The sequence below is a fragment of the Candidatus Halocynthiibacter alkanivorans genome, assembly GCF_003333265.1.
In the GTDB taxonomy this organism is placed as follows: Bacteria; Pseudomonadota; Alphaproteobacteria; order Rhodobacterales; family Rhodobacteraceae; genus Halocyntiibacter_A; species Halocyntiibacter_A alkanivorans.
This window is the reverse complement of record NZ_QOLB01000164.1, coordinates 33,902-48,947: the sequence shown is the minus strand read 5'-3', so window position 1 is coordinate 48,947 and position 15,046 is coordinate 33,902. Positions and strand designations below refer to the sequence as shown.

At 56.2% G+C, this 15,046-nt stretch carries 14 protein-coding genes; 10 read left to right on the top strand and 4 right to left on the bottom strand.

Features of this window, described 5'->3' with window-relative positions:
* From DWA01_RS22070 to DWA01_RS22055, 4 genes are all read right to left on the bottom strand, one after another.
* Positions 1 to 334 (bottom strand): IS3 family transposase (locus DWA01_RS22070; RefSeq protein ID WP_136057632.1); only part of this gene is annotated, 334 nt, incomplete at its 3' end.
* A complete protein-coding gene (locus DWA01_RS22065) occupies positions 331 to 606 on the bottom strand; it encodes a transposase (RefSeq protein ID WP_114286783.1) in 276 nt (91 codons plus the stop codon). The genes DWA01_RS22065 and DWA01_RS22070, both read right to left, overlap by 4 nt.
* Before the next feature lie 44 nt (positions 607 to 650).
* Positions 651 to 923, bottom strand: coding sequence for a hypothetical protein (locus DWA01_RS22060; RefSeq protein ID WP_114287969.1), 273 nt, complete (start codon positions 921 to 923; stop codon positions 651 to 653).
* 81 nt (positions 924 to 1,004) lie between these two features.
* Positions 1,005 to 1,868: an NmrA family NAD(P)-binding protein gene (locus DWA01_RS22055; protein ID WP_114287968.1), complete on the bottom strand. Its 864-nt coding sequence runs from the start codon at positions 1,866 to 1,868 to the stop codon at positions 1,005 to 1,007.
* 1,205 nt (positions 1,869 to 3,073) lie between these two features.
* Here DWA01_RS22055 and DWA01_RS22040 point away from each other — a divergent pair.
* The 10 genes from DWA01_RS22040 to DWA01_RS21995 all read left to right on the top strand — a co-directional run bounded on the left by DWA01_RS22040 (position 3,074) and on the right by DWA01_RS21995 (position 15,037).
* The gene (locus DWA01_RS22040; protein ID WP_114287965.1) at positions 3,074 to 4,093 is read left to right on the top strand and encodes a sugar ABC transporter substrate-binding protein; all 1,020 of its coding nucleotides are present in this window, start codon (positions 3,074 to 3,076) and stop codon (positions 4,091 to 4,093) included.
* Positions 4,094 to 4,291: 198 nt separating this feature from the next.
* Positions 4,292 to 5,803, top strand: coding sequence for a sugar ABC transporter ATP-binding protein (locus DWA01_RS22035; protein WP_114287964.1), 1,512 nt, complete (start codon positions 4,292 to 4,294; stop codon positions 5,801 to 5,803).
* Positions 5,800 to 6,828, top strand: a complete 1,029-nt coding sequence (locus tag DWA01_RS22030) for an ABC transporter permease (protein ID WP_114287963.1) — start codon at positions 5,800 to 5,802, stop codon at positions 6,826 to 6,828. Before DWA01_RS22035 ends, DWA01_RS22030 begins: the two co-directional genes overlap by 4 nt.
* A 5-nt stretch (positions 6,829 to 6,833) precedes the next feature.
* Positions 6,834 to 7,868 (top strand): ABC transporter permease, encoded by a 1,035-nt coding sequence (locus tag DWA01_RS22025; protein WP_114287962.1) that lies wholly within the window; start codon positions 6,834 to 6,836, stop codon positions 7,866 to 7,868.
* On the top strand, positions 7,865 to 8,836 hold the full coding sequence (locus tag DWA01_RS22020) for a sugar-binding transcriptional regulator (protein ID WP_200832647.1): 972 nt from the start codon (positions 7,865 to 7,867) through the stop codon (positions 8,834 to 8,836). Before DWA01_RS22025 ends, DWA01_RS22020 begins: the two co-directional genes overlap by 4 nt.
* Positions 8,837 to 8,849: 13 nt before the next feature.
* Complete coding sequence (locus DWA01_RS22015) at positions 8,850 to 9,833, top strand: aldo/keto reductase (protein WP_235008674.1); 984 nt, start codon at positions 8,850 to 8,852, stop codon at positions 9,831 to 9,833.
* 58 nt (positions 9,834 to 9,891) lie between these two features.
* The gene (locus tag DWA01_RS22010) at positions 9,892 to 11,604 is read left to right on the top strand and encodes a glycerol-3-phosphate dehydrogenase/oxidase (protein WP_114287959.1); all 1,713 of its coding nucleotides are present in this window, start codon (positions 9,892 to 9,894) and stop codon (positions 11,602 to 11,604) included.
* A gap of 11 nt (positions 11,605 to 11,615) precedes the next feature.
* A complete protein-coding gene (locus tag DWA01_RS22005; RefSeq protein ID WP_114287972.1) occupies positions 11,616 to 12,458 on the top strand; it encodes a class I fructose-bisphosphate aldolase in 843 nt (280 codons plus the stop codon).
* Positions 12,451 to 13,980 (top strand): FGGY-family carbohydrate kinase, encoded by a 1,530-nt coding sequence (locus DWA01_RS22000; RefSeq protein ID WP_114287958.1) that lies wholly within the window; start codon positions 12,451 to 12,453, stop codon positions 13,978 to 13,980. Before DWA01_RS22005 ends, DWA01_RS22000 begins: the two co-directional genes overlap by 8 nt.
* Positions 13,981 to 14,026: 46 nt before the next feature.
* Positions 14,027 to 15,037, top strand: coding sequence for a zinc-binding alcohol dehydrogenase family protein (locus tag DWA01_RS21995; protein ID WP_114287957.1), 1,011 nt, complete (start codon positions 14,027 to 14,029; stop codon positions 15,035 to 15,037).
* Positions 15,038 to 15,046: the final 9 nt, after the last annotated feature.

The window sequence follows — 15,046 nt, the reverse complement described above, 5'->3', positions numbered from 1 at the left end:
TGTTGAACGCGTGATTGCTGTCGGTTGTGGCCTTGAATTTACGCGTCCTGACAACTCGTATGCCATTCTCACGCATCAGCCGACCAATCCGACGATGGCCAACGTTTAACCCCAGCTCCTGCAATTCGTGAGTCATGCGCGGTCGGCCATAGCTTTGCAGGCTAAGCCGGTGCTGGTCCCTGATATGCGCCAAAAGCACCATGTCATCACGCTGACGTTGACTGATGGAACGGGATTTCCAAGCGCGAAAGCCGCGAGAAGTCACCTGCAAAACACTGCAGAGAAACTCGATAGACCAGATCTTCTTCCAGGTGTCGACAAAGGCAAACCTCACGCCTTTTGTCCTGCGAAGAAGATCGTCGCCTTTTTTAGGACCTCCCTCTCCTCGCGCAGAACCCGGTTTTCCTTGCGCAGGCGGGCGTTCTCTTTCTCTACATCTTCATGTGGGCCAGACATCAGGTCGTCGTTCTGGTGTTGTTGAACCCACTTGTTCAGGGTCGAAACGCCACCCCCCAAATCCGACGCAATCCGGGGTCGCGTCAGGCCGCTGGTCGTTGCAATGCGAACCGCGTCACGCTGGAATTCTTCGCTGTATCTTGGTGCCATTTCTTGTCTCCTTCATTGCGAATATCGCTCGAAAGAGACCGGAACTAAATCGGGACAAGATCATCCCTTCCGTGGTACGCGCCGAGTTTGACGATGTGCCGGACCAGGCCGAGCGCGTCGAGTGCGTCGAGACCTGCGTCATCAAGGCGGATGGTGTTGATAAGCGTCAGGGCGCCACCGTCACGAATGACGGTCATATTGCGGCTGAACTCATGGATCTGGTTCGCCTCGATCCTGATTTGTCCCTTAACGACAAATACATCTGGGAATACTTCCTCTAGCGGACCATGTGGAAGCTGTTCGGGGAAATCTGGCATGTGGGTCTTCCTCATTTGCTGGCGTTGGCCGCATCTTGCCCGAGCGTAATTGACGGCCCGGGCAATTGGCGTGCCTGCAAGTTACATATGTTGCGCTGTCTCGGCGGCGAATTGGTCGATTCCGGTCGCTTTGGCCCCGGTGATATTTTCGTAATCAGACGTTGCGGGTTGATCTCCACCCTCAGCCCAGCGTTTGAACAACGTCATGACCGTTTCAACGATCATGTCCGGCGTTCCATAGGATTCAAGACCAGCCTTCTGATCTTCGTAGGACAGGTTCACATACTGAATGTCTTTGCCAAGGGGCTTTGAAAACGCTTCGGCGACATCATGAAAGCTGATCGCCTCTGGGCCGGTGAGATAGTGGATCTTGCCGTTGTACGTATCCGATGTCAGTCCAGCAAGTACCGCTTTTGCTATGTCGCGCGTGTCCATCATGGGAATGCGGGTATTGCCCGGATACTGCGCGAACATCTGTTTTTCCTTCATGAAGACCGCATGCATCTGCGGAATGTTCTGCATAAAATAACGCGGTCTCAGAATGACATAGTCCAATCCGCTCGCCGTCAGATAGTCATCGACTTCAGAATGTTGTTCATACATCGGAAGACCTTTGCTGTGGCGGGCGGGCTCTGCTGACAAGCGCACAATTTTGCGCACGTTTGCGGATATGGCGCGGTCAATCAGCCCTTTGTGCAGATCGGACATGACCGGCGACGGGCTGCTGAGGAGGAATGCCGTATCGACGTTCCATAGTGCTGTCTCAACACTAGGCCAGTCTCCCAGTTCTGCGCGAACGGTGGGGACGCCTTTTGACGCCATTTTGGCTTCGCTTCCATCGCTGCGCACCACTACGCGATAGTCTTGATCACTATCTTTCAGAAGATCGACAAGGGGCATGCCGATGTTGCCGGTGCCGCCAATGACAAGGATCTCATTTTTCATTTTCTGTTCTCCTGGGTGCCGGGTGTAGGGCGATAATTTCGTCTGTGATCAATTTAGTGAGTGCAGGAACGACGTCGTACTGGCTATAATCGCATTTTCTTGTTCCGTTTTTGCACCAGCGGCGGCGATGGCAGCACAGAGCCGGGGATGTCATGAAAGTATTTGAGTGGGACAATCTGAGAATTTTCCTTGCCAACCAGCGCGGGCAATCCGTGCGTGCCGCGTCCAGTGCTGGGTGTCAGCCAATCAACTGTGTCCCGTCCAACACATCGTCTCCGACATGCGGGCACATCTGAACGCTGTGAAGGCAGGACTGGGTTTCGGCTATCTGTTCTGTTTTTTGGCAGATTCTGATCCAAAATTAGTTCGTCTACCTAAGTCGCCAAATGACAAAGCAATCACAGGCTGGGTTGTGACGCACCCCGATCTGGCATCAACTGAGCGCGTTCGCGTTTGCGCCCGCTTCCTGGCCGACGAAATTTGGAAAAAAGTGAACAAGATCACAAGTTCGATCTGACCATTCCAAATCCCTGGCCCGATTGAGTCAGTTCGGGATCGGACCCTTAAAGCTGATACGGCGCTCATACCGAAGGTCCGCTTAGGGCTCGGAGCAGCCGTTCGCTGCAGTCCAAACGAATGTCGGCTCAGGGCCGTTTCCGCCCGTGGGCTTCAATGTTTCAAATCTGCTGTCAGCCCTATCCGCCGCCCAGCTATACGGGGTAATCGGCGCACAGAGCGGGCAGGGGCGAACGAGGCCCGAATGTACTAAAGGCAGGATGTGGGTGGAGAATTTTGTGACTTGTTTTTACCCGAGGCATAAGGCCTGCGTCGTCTGGTCCCTGGTGCCAACATAAAACTTGTCGAGAATTGCATCGAATACGTCCGGGGACCCGTCTGTGCCGGAAAAAAAGTCCTGCAGGAATGAAGTTTGAAATCGTCTGGTGAGCCGAGGATTTTCCACGCGTTGCTGCGCCCTTGCTGACATTCTGGCCGCTTCAGAGAGAAGTTATCGTACCGCGTTCTCTAAGAACATGCCGGTGAAATAAAAATCAGTCATTGACATATCTTTCAAACATGCGAAATATTTGTCACGCACTGCAATAAAATTCACCCACTATGTCTGTGGATTGTGGTTGTTTGCAGTTGAAGAAGGGCCATCAGGTCATGTGGCCCGGCTCGGTCTACAGCAAAGGGAGTGATGAAATATGTTGATACGGAAGAGAATGTTTGTGACGGGGCTTGTGGCCGCGTCGATGATCGCGGCAGCAAGTGGTGGCGCCATGGCGCAAGACGGAAAGCGGATTGCGTTCTTTGTCTCCAACCTGTCGAACGTGTTCCACCAGGCTCAGGCAGATGAAGCGCAGCGCTACGCTGCGGAGAAATATGGTGCCGAGGTTGTCGTCTTTGATGGTCAGGCCGATTCAGCCGTCATGACACAGAATATCGACCAGGTTGTCGCCGGCGGCTTTGACGCCGCGACCCTGCATATCTGGGACGCTGAAGCAGCCACACCTGGTGTTAAAGACGCGCTCGATGACGGTATCGTAATGACATCATTCTTCAGCCCGATCACGGATACAGGTATCCCGACAGCACGCAGCGATGAGGCCGGTGTTTCGTTCGAGATGGGCGCGCAGATGGCGACGGCCTGGAAGGAAGCACACCCGGACACGCCGATCGTCATGGTCCAGCTTGGATGGCCAAACCACACTGAAGTGAACTCCGGGCGCACCGCCCCATTCGCTGCAGGTGTCCTGTCCGTCGATCCGGGTGCCGAGAACCTGGGCGCTCTGGACTCAAGTGTCGGACAGGAGGCGGCGAAGCAGATTATCGTTGATCTGTTGACGCAGCGGCCAGAAGTTAACCTCATCTATTCCGAGTCTTCGTCTCTTACCGTCGGCACTATGGCAGGCCTTTCTCAACTCGGCCGCGGCAAGTTTGACGATGGCAAGCCTTTGACCGAGATTGTGGCCAGTGTAGATTTTGACACTGTCGAGTTCGAGCAAGTTTACGACCCGAATTCCAGCCTTAAGATTTCGATGGGCCTCCCACCGATCGAGACGGCACAAGGGCGCATCGATCTGATCATGGATGTGGTGAACGGCGATGTTGCAGCAGCGACAGCCCCGGCCGAGGAGTTCTTCTACAAGGCCTACACCATCTCATATTGGACCATGCCTCAGGATGAAGCAAAGACCTGGCTCGCGGCTCAGTTCGGCGAGTAATCTTAAACACTTACCTGGCGGTCGCTATCTGAATAAGGGCATGTCTCTGATCTGATCGCCAGGTATTTAAAGCGCCAGCAGCCCCTGGGTGTGGACTTGTCCGCCCCTGCAAGCTGCTAACAAAATAAACTCACAAATTCAGCCGTGTAGTGGGTTAACCTGCACATTGTTGCGCCCCGGGTTGAAGGAGAGAATAGCTTGACAGACCAGTCGCAATCACCCGTCCTGTCGGTCGAGGCACTCACCAAGGACTATCCCGGCGTAAGGGCAGTCGACGATGTGAGCTTTTCAATCGAAAGTAGTACCGTCCATTGTCTCGTAGGAGAAAACGGCGCAGGGAAATCGACGCTCATCAAGATGTTGACCGGTGCCTTGCAACCAACTAGCGGACGCATGAAGGTGCGCGGATCGGCCTATGAGCCAGGCAATCCTCATGACGCGCGTGAAGGTGGCATCGCCACGCTCTTCCAGGAGCTTCACGTCGTCGATGAACTCACTGTTTTAGAGAATCTAACACTGGGGATGGAACGGAGCCGGTTTGGGTTTCTGGTTAAGTCAGACCTCGATGATCGGGTGGTCCAGACGCTCGCTGCGATCGAGCCCTCCATCGACCCGTCGGCCAGGGTCTCCTCACTAAGCGTCGCGCAGAAGCAGATCATCGAAATCGCCCGTGCCGCGTCGTCCGGGGCAAGTGTTATCATCATGGATGAACCAACAGCGGCCCTTTCCGAGCGAGAGGTCGCGCGGCTCTTCGGGGTGATACGGCGCTTGCGCGAGACAGACGTGACGGTTGTTTACATCTCACACAAGCTTGACGAGATTTTCGAACTTGGCGATGCCGTTACGGTGCTTCGGGATGGAAAGCACATCGTTACAAAGCCGCTGTCAGACGTCGCGGGACGGTCCGAACTGATTGAGATGATGATCGGTCGCAACGTGTTTCAGGACTATACGCCGCGAACAGCCGTGACCAATGAGGCCGTTCTCATCGCCAGGGGGCTGACCAATAAGCTGCTCAAGGACGTGTCCTTTGAAATCAACCGTGGTGAAATCGTCGGTTTCTATGGCCTCGTCGGTGCCGGTAAGACTGAGATCGCCCGGGCCTTGTTCGGCGCTGATAAAGTCTCCGGGTCGATCCTCTTTAAAGGGCAGAAGGTCGGAAATTCGCCCAAGGAAGCGATTGCCGCTGGTATCGCACTGGTTCCCGAAGAACGCCGCACGCAGGGCCTGTTCACCAGCCTTACAATTCGGGAGAATATTCCGGTCATGAACCTGAAACGCCTGTCGAACAGAGGTGTATTCAGGTCTTCCGTCGAGCTCGAAGCCGCTGACGAATATGTCGGCAAGCTCAACATCGCGACAAGTTCGATCGACAAGTATGCGGAGAAGCTGTCCGGAGGGAACCAACAGAAAATCGTGCTTGCAAAATGTCTGTTTGCCGACGCGGACCTGCTGTTGCTGGACGAGCCAACTCGTGGTGTGGATGTCGGTGCCAAAGCGGAAATCTACGACATTATCAGGAGCATGGCAGACGAGGGCAATTCGGTCGCTGTTTTCTCATCAGAGCTCGAAGAAGTGCTTGGCATATGTGATCGCATTTTCCTCTTGTTCGACGGATCTCTTGAAACTGAAGTCATCAATGGCCCCGACGTCGACGCAGCGCACATTCTCAATGTTGTGACTGGTGGCCGGGGAGGGGCCGTGCAATGAGTGATTCCACAAAAATTGGCAGGACGCTGTTACATACGCGCCGCCGCATGAGCGACGAGTCGTTTATTACGCTGCTGGTTGCGTCCGTCGCGGTCGGACTGTTTCTGTTCGCCTCAATATTGGTGCCGAATTTCTTCCAACTGCAAAACATGCTCAATCTGGTGACCAACAACTGGGCGGTCATTTCCCTGGGTGTCGGGGTCACGTTCCTCCTTGTGTCGGGGAACTTTGACTTGTCTGTGGGCGGAATCGTAGCCCTGTCAGGCGTGCTTGCTGTCTGGTTCTCTCAGTCGGCAGGAGGGGGCAGTGCGCTGTCAACCGGGCTCGGTTTTCCATACTGGCTGGCCGTAATCGGCGCGCTGGGTGGTGCTCTCGCGATCGGGGCGCTGAATGCCCTTTTTGTCGTTCGTTTCCGCATTCCGTCAATCATCGTGACCCTGGGAACGATGATGCTTGCACGGGGCTTCGCGCAGGTCATCACTCAAGGATCACAGCGCAACACGAACCTGCCAGACGTGTTCGGAATGCTCGGCAACCTGACGGTATTTGGGGCATCGGTAAAGCTCCCGGTGGTCTTGATGGTGATCCTGCTTGTCATCGCTGTCTTCATCGAAAAGAAGACGGTATTTGGCCGGCTAACCTATTGGATTGGCGCGAATGCGGTCGCGGCAAGATTATCCGGAATCGATAAAGACAGGCACGTTACTTATCTGTACCTGTTCAGTTCTGCAATCGCAGGGATAGTGGGAATCCTCCTGGCCTCTGAGTTCAAGTCCGGATATTCGAACCGGGGCACGTTGATGGAGTTCGATGCATTGGTGATCGCCCTGCTCGGGGGAGTCGCCATCGCCGGAGGCTTCGGTTCGGTGGTGGGAATGTTCTTCGGCGCATTAATTCTCGCCGTCGTGACTTCAGCCGCGACTGGATTGGTTCTGTCACCGGACTGGCAGTACATTCTCAAGGCTATCGCGGTGTTTGTCGCGATCTTAACGCAGACCTGGGCGCTCGCCCGAAGGAACCGGTGAATTTGATGTCTCAATCATCTACTCTTGCTCAGCCCCCGGCCACACGAGGTGTCCGTGTCGCGCACTTCCTGCGCAACTATTACATCTATTTTGTACTCGTGGCAGTCGTCGCTTTGTTGAGTGTCGCGAATCTCGACAAGTTCGATCTGTTTGAGCGTGGCAACTTCCTGAACGAGAAGAGCATCATCAACATTCTCAGGGTGTCGGCACCGCTGCTCACACTCGCGGGTGCCTTCACGCTGCTAATGGTCTCGGGCTACATCGACCTCTCGGTGGGGAGCACGATGAGCCTGAGTGCTGTCATCTACGCCTTGTTGGCGATCAACGGCGTTCCGTTCCTTGCGGCCTTTGCCATCACGATGGTGGCAGGTGCCGGGCTCGGAGCGTTCAATGGTTTCCTGGTCGTCAGGCTCAAGATCACCCCCGTAATTGCAACGTTGATCACGCTCAGTCTTTTCAAGGGCATGGCGCTGCTGCTTGTCCAGGACGGGGTATCGGCGATCAAGTCGGGTGGCGGTCAGAAGATGCCCGGTTGGTTCAACTCCTATGGCAGAGAAGGAACGCTGCTGAACCTGCCTATGGCCTTCTGGGTCGCTGTCGCCGTCACGCTCGTTCTTGTCATCGCGCAGAACCGCACTTTGCTAGGAAAATACGCAGCGGCAACAGGCGGCAACCCTACAGCCGCGAAACTGTCCGGGATCAACACCGGAAAAATCGTCATTTTGCTGTACGTGATTGTCGGTGTGTCGGCGGCGCTTGCAGGCATCGCCCGGTCTAGCTTCATGTCGCTGGGCGACCCCCTTTCAGGCGATGGCATGGAGCTCACCGCTATCCTCGTGGTCCTGCTTGGCGGCACCGCGTTCAGTGGAGGCGAAGGCAGAGTCCTGCGGTCATTTGTTGGCGCACTAATCATCATGGCGCTGACGGTAGGGATGTTGACTGTCGTGCCGGCCTATTACCAAACCCTGGTTCTCGGTGCAGTGCTGCTTGCTGCCGCTGCATCAAACCACCTCATCAGCCGAAAGGAAACGGCGTCGTGATTACAAGCAGAGCAGAGTTCGAGAGCATGCGACTCATGGCGCGTGTCCTCACCCTCTACTACGAAGAGGGTCGCCTCCAATCCCGGATTGCCGCTGAGCTGGGCCTCTCTTCGGCCAAAGTGAACAGATTGATCAAGCAGGGCCGCGAGTTGGGCATGGTCGAAATAATCATTCGCACGCCTTTCCAACCGCTGTTTGATCTGGAAACGCGGATCAAGGAACTAGCTGAAATCAACGATGTGTTGGTGACCCCCACTGTATCGGACAATCCGGACGTGGTGTTGCAAAATGTTGGAGGCGCGGCGGCGGACCTTCTGTTGAAGAACCTGAAAGATGGCGACACGATCTGCATCACAGGCGGCAAGGGCGTGAGCGCGGTGGTCGAAGGGCTTAACCCCGAGCGCACATACGACATCGAAGTCGTTCCGGCGACAGGCTGTGTGCAAGGCAAACATTATACAGATGTGAACCATGTGGCGACGCAACTGGCAGAAAAACTTGGTGGACGGGCTTACCAGATTCACGCGCCGCTGTTTGCCGAAACGGTCGAACAGAAAGACATGCTGATGGCCATGCGCTCGGTCAACGAGGTGCTTGACCGGGCCCGGCAGGCCACGCTTGCCATTGTCGGTGTCGGGTCCATCCTTTCGGAGGATTCCACTTATTACGATCTTCATCCGACGCCCAAGGGCGATCGGGATGAAATCAATCGTGCTGGCGCTGTCGGGGAACTGCTGGCCCATTTGATGGATAAAGACGGCAACGTCTGTGACTACGATCTGAACTCGCGCCTTGTCGGGTTGAGCCCGGCGGAACTGGCCAACGTGCCGCTCACAATGGGAGTGGCTTCGGGGGCGAGCAAGATTGCTCCAATCGCGTCGGCGCTGCGCGGGCATCACCTGAAGGCGCTGGTCGTCGACGAAGCAACAGCAAACGGCGTGCTTGAAACGCTGAGCGGAGAATACTGATATGAGCGGTGATATGTTAACACGTGAAATTGGCAATTCCGGCGTAAAGGCCAGTGGTGTCGGACTTGGGACATGGGCCATCGGCGGCTGGATGTGGGGCGGCACCAACGAGGAGGACTCCGTGGCGGCCATACAAGCCTCGCTTGATGCCGGGATCACCCTGGTCGACACCGCACCGGCCTACGGTATGGGGCGCTCGGAAGAGATTGTTGGCAAAGCCTTGAAGGGCCGGCGCGATGAGGTCGTGCTGGTCTCGAAATGCGGGCTGGTCTGGCACACGCAGAAGGGCAATTATTTCTTTGATCAGCAGGACAAGCCGGTACATCGATATTTGGGTAAGGACTCGATTATCTATGAGGTCGAGCAAAGCCTGAAGCGGCTGGGGACTGACTATCTGGACGTCTTCATTACCCATTGGCAGGATCCGACAACACCTGTCGATGAAACGCTCGAGGCGATGCTGGCCTTGAAATCTCAGGGTAAAATCCGTGCAACGGGTGCCAGTAACTTGTCTGTAGAGGACCTCAACGCCTATATTGCTGCCGGGCAACTGGACTGTATTCAGGAACAGTACAGCATGGTGCACCGTACAATTGAGGCGGAGATCATGCCAATTTGTGTGCTCAACGGAATTTCCGTGCTCAGCTATTCGTCGCTCGCCCTTGGGTTGCTAACCGGAAAAATAGGCCCGGATCGCACATTTGAAGGTGATGATCTGCGCAAGGACAATCCGTTGTTTTCGATGGTTAATCGCCAGAAGATTGCCGCGGTGATGGATGAAATCGCGCCAATCTGTGCAGCGCATAATGCCACCAGCGCGCAAATCATCATCGCCTGGACGCTTCAGCAACCGGGCATAACTTTTTCTCTGTGTGGCGCACGAAATCCGGCGCAAGCCATCGAAAACGCTAATGCCGGTCGTATCCGCCTGAGCCAGGATGACATCGCACAGATCAACAGCGCGGCAGTAAACCACCTGACCAATCTAGACGGTTAGACAAACGCCAAAACTCAACAAGGAAGAGCATTGACGCATGTCAGTGAACGGTAGATTTATGCCTGAAGACAGAGACCAGAAATTTTCCAGAATTGTCGAAAACGGCGCCTTCGACGTGATCGTCGTTGGCGGCGGCATCAATGGCATCGGCGTGTTTCGTGAACTTTCCCTGCAACGGTTGCGGGTTTTACTGGTCGAAAAGAACGATTTTTGCTCAGGCTGCAGCGCTGCGCCTTCAAGAATGATCCATGGCGGATTGCGCTATCTGGAAAACGGCGAATTTTCACTGGTTCGTGAATCGCTGCAAGAGCGCGATGCGTTATTGCAGAACGCCCCCCATATGGTGCGCTCACTGCCCACAACAGTGCCGATCCGCTCAGTGTTCTCGGGCGTCATGAACGGCGTCGCAAACTTCTTGCATTTGCAGACCAAACCCGCCGAACGTGGGGCGTTGATGATCAAGGCTGGCCTGACAATGTATGATTGGGTGACGCGCCGCCGTCGTGTGCTTCCTACCCATGATTTCCGGGGCCCCCGTAAGACACGCGAGCAATGGCCGCACCTGCGCAAGGACACGCGGTTTACTGCCACCTATTATGACGCCTGGATCAGCCACCCCGAAAGGTTGGGTCTTGAGCTTCTTGATGACAGCGAAGCGGCGAACTGCGCCTCCGTTGCGTTGAATTATGTCTGCCTGACCACAGGTGACGATGGTGCACTGACCTTGAAAGACAACGAAACCGGTGCAAGCTGGCCGGTGTCCACCAAAACGATTGTCAACGCCACCGGCGCATGGGTTGATGTCACCGCTGCGCAATTGCCGGGGCAGTATGACACCGCGACACCAATGGTTGAGGGCACCAAAGGGTCCCATCTGGTGATCGACAACCCCGAGTTGAGCGACGCTTTGGGCGGGCACATGATTTTCTACGAGAACTCTGACGGGCGCGTTTGTATCCTGTTTCCCTATCTGTCAAAAGTGCTTGTCGGCGCGACCGATATCCGGGTCAATGCCCCCGGCAGAACGCGCTGCGAAGAGGAAGAAACATCTTACATCCTGCAGTCTCTGGCGGGTGTCTTCCCGGATATCTGTGTCACGCAATCGCAAATTGTTTTCAGCTACAGCGGCATCCGCCCGCTGCCTAAAAGCGATCAGGAATTTACCGGGCGGATTTCGCGTGGTCATTTCGTCAAAAGGCTGGACGGGCCGGTCCCTCAGTTTTGCATGGTTGGTGGCAAATGGACGACGTTCCGTGCCTTTGCTGAGCAAACCACAGATGACGTGTTGCATGAGCTTGGCATGCCCCGCGTTTGCGACACTTTGAAGCTGCCGATCGGTGGCGGTCGGGACTATCCTGAAGACTCTCAAAGCTGGGTTTCTGAGACCTGCGCCAAATTCAGTGTATCGGCAGAACGCGCGCGCCATGTGCTGGATCACTATGGCTCCAATGCGCATTCTGTACTGACAGCATGTAACGCAACCCCCGGGGACACCAGCCTGGCGCCCGATTGCCCGTACTCGGTTGCCGAAACAGCCTTCCTGATCCGATCCGGGCGAACTGTGCACCTTGCGGACATCGTTTTTCGACGTACCGCCCTGGCGATCACCGGGCAGATTTCTACTGATATTATTGCCCGCGTTACAGCGATCGCAGCGGAATGTCTGGGCTGGGATGCAGCACGGCAAAATATGGAAACAGCCTCTCTGATATCGGAGCTGGGCGAGTATCACGGTGTTTGCCAGCAAACACTTTCAAACCGGTCTAAATGAAGGAAATTACAATGCGTATCAGCACCAAGGCCCGGATGAACCGGATGTTCACCAATGGGGGCTGTCTGGATGTCGCCATTGATCACGGGGTCTGCAATGAGCCCAGCTTTTTGGTTGGGCTGGAGGATATGGCCAGCGTCGTGAACACTCTGGTAGATGCGCGACCGGATGCGATTCAGATGGCTTATGGCCAGGCTGATCTTCTGCAGAACCGCCCAGAAAAAGACAAGCCAGCGTTGGTAATGCGTATCGATATGGGCAATCCCTATAACGATCAGCGCCACCGGGCGATGTGGTCAATGCTGCAAAACGCAGACGAGCCGATCATCGGTGCGCTGGAAATGGACGCCGCTGCCGTTGTCGTTAATTTGTTTATGTTGCCGGACGAGCCGGAGCTGTTTCATCAGTGTGTCGAAAATATCTCCAGAGTTCGCGCCGCCTGCCACAAATACGGCATGCCGCTGATGATCGAACCGCTGGTCATGCTGCCCAACGACGTGCGCGGCGGCTATCAGGTCGACGGCAACGCCGAAAAAATCGTCACCCTGACGCGACTTGCCAGCGAAATGGGCGCCGACATCATCAAGGCAGATCCGACCGAAAACCCCGAGGATTTCCACCGCGTGGTCGAAGCCGCCCGGGTGCCGGTACTGGTGCGTGGCGGTGGCAAAGAAGACCTGAAAACTGTTCTGATAAAATCCGCTGCCCTGATGGCGCAGGGCGCTCAGGGCATGGTCTATGGTCGCAATATTTACCAGCACGACAATCCCAAGCAGGTGGTCGCCGCCCTTATGGCGATGATCCACAACGGGGCGTCAGGCGAAGAAGCGTGGGAGATATATCAAAGTGCCTGAGCGACAAAAATATCTTCTGGGGCTGGATGCCGGCAACACGGTGATCAAGGCGGTTCTGTTTGACCTCGACGGCCGGCAGATCGCCACATCAGCGCTGGACGGGCAGTCTGAAACCCCGGCCCCTGGCCATGTCGAGCGCAGCCTGCCCGAACTCTGGCGCAACGCGGCAACCGTGATCCGTGGCTGCCTGGAGAAGGCTGGCATTGCTGCGGCCCAGATTGCGGCCATTGGCTGTGCGGGCCATGGTAACGGTCTCTATTTGCTGGATAAAGCCGGCGCGCCGTTGTTGGCGGTGCAATCTCTGGACAGCCGGGCCGCCGATATTTCGGCGGAACTGGCCGCTGGGGACAATGGTCGCGCTTTGCACGCGCTCTGCCTGCAAAAACCATGGCCCTCACAAACACCAAGTCTGCTGGCCTGGGTTAAACGCCACCAGCCGGAGCTGTACAGCCAGATTGGTACCGTCTTTCTGTGCAAAGATTTCATCACATTTCAACTGACCGGCCGCCGTGTCTCCGATCTGTCGGACATGTCCGGCTGCGGCCTGTTGAAAATGCCGGATCTGACCTATGACGACGGGCTTTTGGTCCGCTACGGCCTGGCCGACGCCAAATCCATGTTGCCGGATCTGGTGCGCCCGGATGAAGTTGTGGGCGGCATCAGCGAACAGGCTGCCGCAGAAACCGGCCTTGTCGCGGGCACGCCGGTTGTCGGTGGCTTGTTTGACGTCGTGGCCAGCGCCCTTGGGTCGGGGGCTGTCGAAAATGGTCAGGCCAGTATCATTGCCGGCACCTGGAGTATCAATCAGGTGTTGTCCGCAAGTCCTGTGAGCGACGAGAATATTTTCATGGTTACGGGGTTCGCTGCAGACCGGTTCATCAATATCGAAGCCAGCGCGACCTCGGCGGCCAATCTGGAATGGTACGTGCGCGCGCTGGTCGAGCGGGGCAGCCACCATGAGGATCCCTTTGGCCATTGCAACGCCTTGGTTGCCTCCGTCACCCCGGCGGCGGATGACCCGTTTTATCACCCCTATCTTTATGGATCAGGGCAGGGGGCTGACCATCGGGCGGGCTATTACGGCGTGGCAGGTTGGCATGGCGAAGCTCATCTGTTGCGCGCCTTGTTCGAAGGCGTGGCCTTTGAGCACAAGCGGCATATCGACGTTCTTGGGCAGGCCGGTGTGCGCTTTGACCGCGCCATTCTGTCGGGCGGTGGGTCCCGCAGCCCAATCTGGCCGCAGATGTTTGCTGACATTCTGGGCATACCTGTCACGGTTGCCAGCGCTCAGGAAACCGGTGCCCTGGGCGCCGCCATCGCCGCCGGTGTCGGCGCCGGTTTGTTCGCGGATTATGATGGAGCAGTCGAGAAAATGACTGCCTCTGACCGGCACTATGCGCCGAACGCTGCGATGTCGGAACACTATGCGGAGCGCTATTTGCTTTTCACCGACCTGGCCAGCGCCCTGGCGCCGTTCTGGGCCCGTTTGAGCGCCGCGCGCAATCAGACAACTGTCAGTTAACGATAAAATCGAACACAGAAGTATAACAAGATAAGGAATATATCTAATGAAAGCAGTTGGCTTCACCCATTCGCTGCCCATCGACGATGCGCAAAGCCTGTTTGACGTAGACCTGCCGGATCCCAAGCCTCTCGCGCAGGATCTTCTGGTCGAGATCGAAGCAATTTCAATCAACCCCGCCGATGCGAAGCGGCGCCTGCGCACGGCTGTTGAACAACCCCATCCGGAACCGTTTCTGGTTGGTTATGACGCGGTTGGCATCGTTCGCGAAATCGGTTCTGAAGTGTCCGGATTCAGCGTTGGCGACCGGGTTTGGTACGCTGGTGACGCCAATCGTCCGGGCTCTTATGCGACGTTGCAATGTGTTGATGCCCGCATCGCCAGCCTGGCGCCAAAGTCAGTGACCCCCGAAGCGGCCGCCGCCATGCCGCTCACGTCGCTTACCGCCTGGGAAATGTTGTTTGACCGGCTTTGTGTGCCGACTGGCGCTGCTGCTGGCAGCCTGCTCGTCATCGGCGGAGCCGGCGGTGTCGGTTCGATCACCACCCAACTGGCGCGTCAATTGACCGGACTGACGGTCATCGCTACGGCCTCGCGGCCGGAAACTGAGGCATGGTGCCGCAAAATGGGGGCGCATGAGGTGGTGAACCACCGCGATCTGGTCGCCAGCACCCGCGCGTCTGGCCATGAAAACGTGGACTACATCACCCAGTATGCCGATACCGCCCAGCACTGGGACGCCATGTGCGAACTGGTCGCGCCACAGGGCCGGATCGGCACCATTGTTGAAACCGACGAGAAACTGGACATCTCGCTGCTGCAGGGCAAATCCGTTGGCTTGATGTGGGAATTGATGTTCACGCGGTCGCTGTTCAAGACCTCTGATATGGTCGAACAGGGCAAGATTCTGGCCCGCGTAGCGGCAATGATCGACGATGGTCAACTGGTCACGACCGAAACACAGGTTTTGAACGGGTTGTCAGCGGATGTCGTGAAACAAGCGCATCGCATCATCGAAACCGGTACCATGATCGGCAAACTTGTCATCAAGTTCTGACGACAGCCT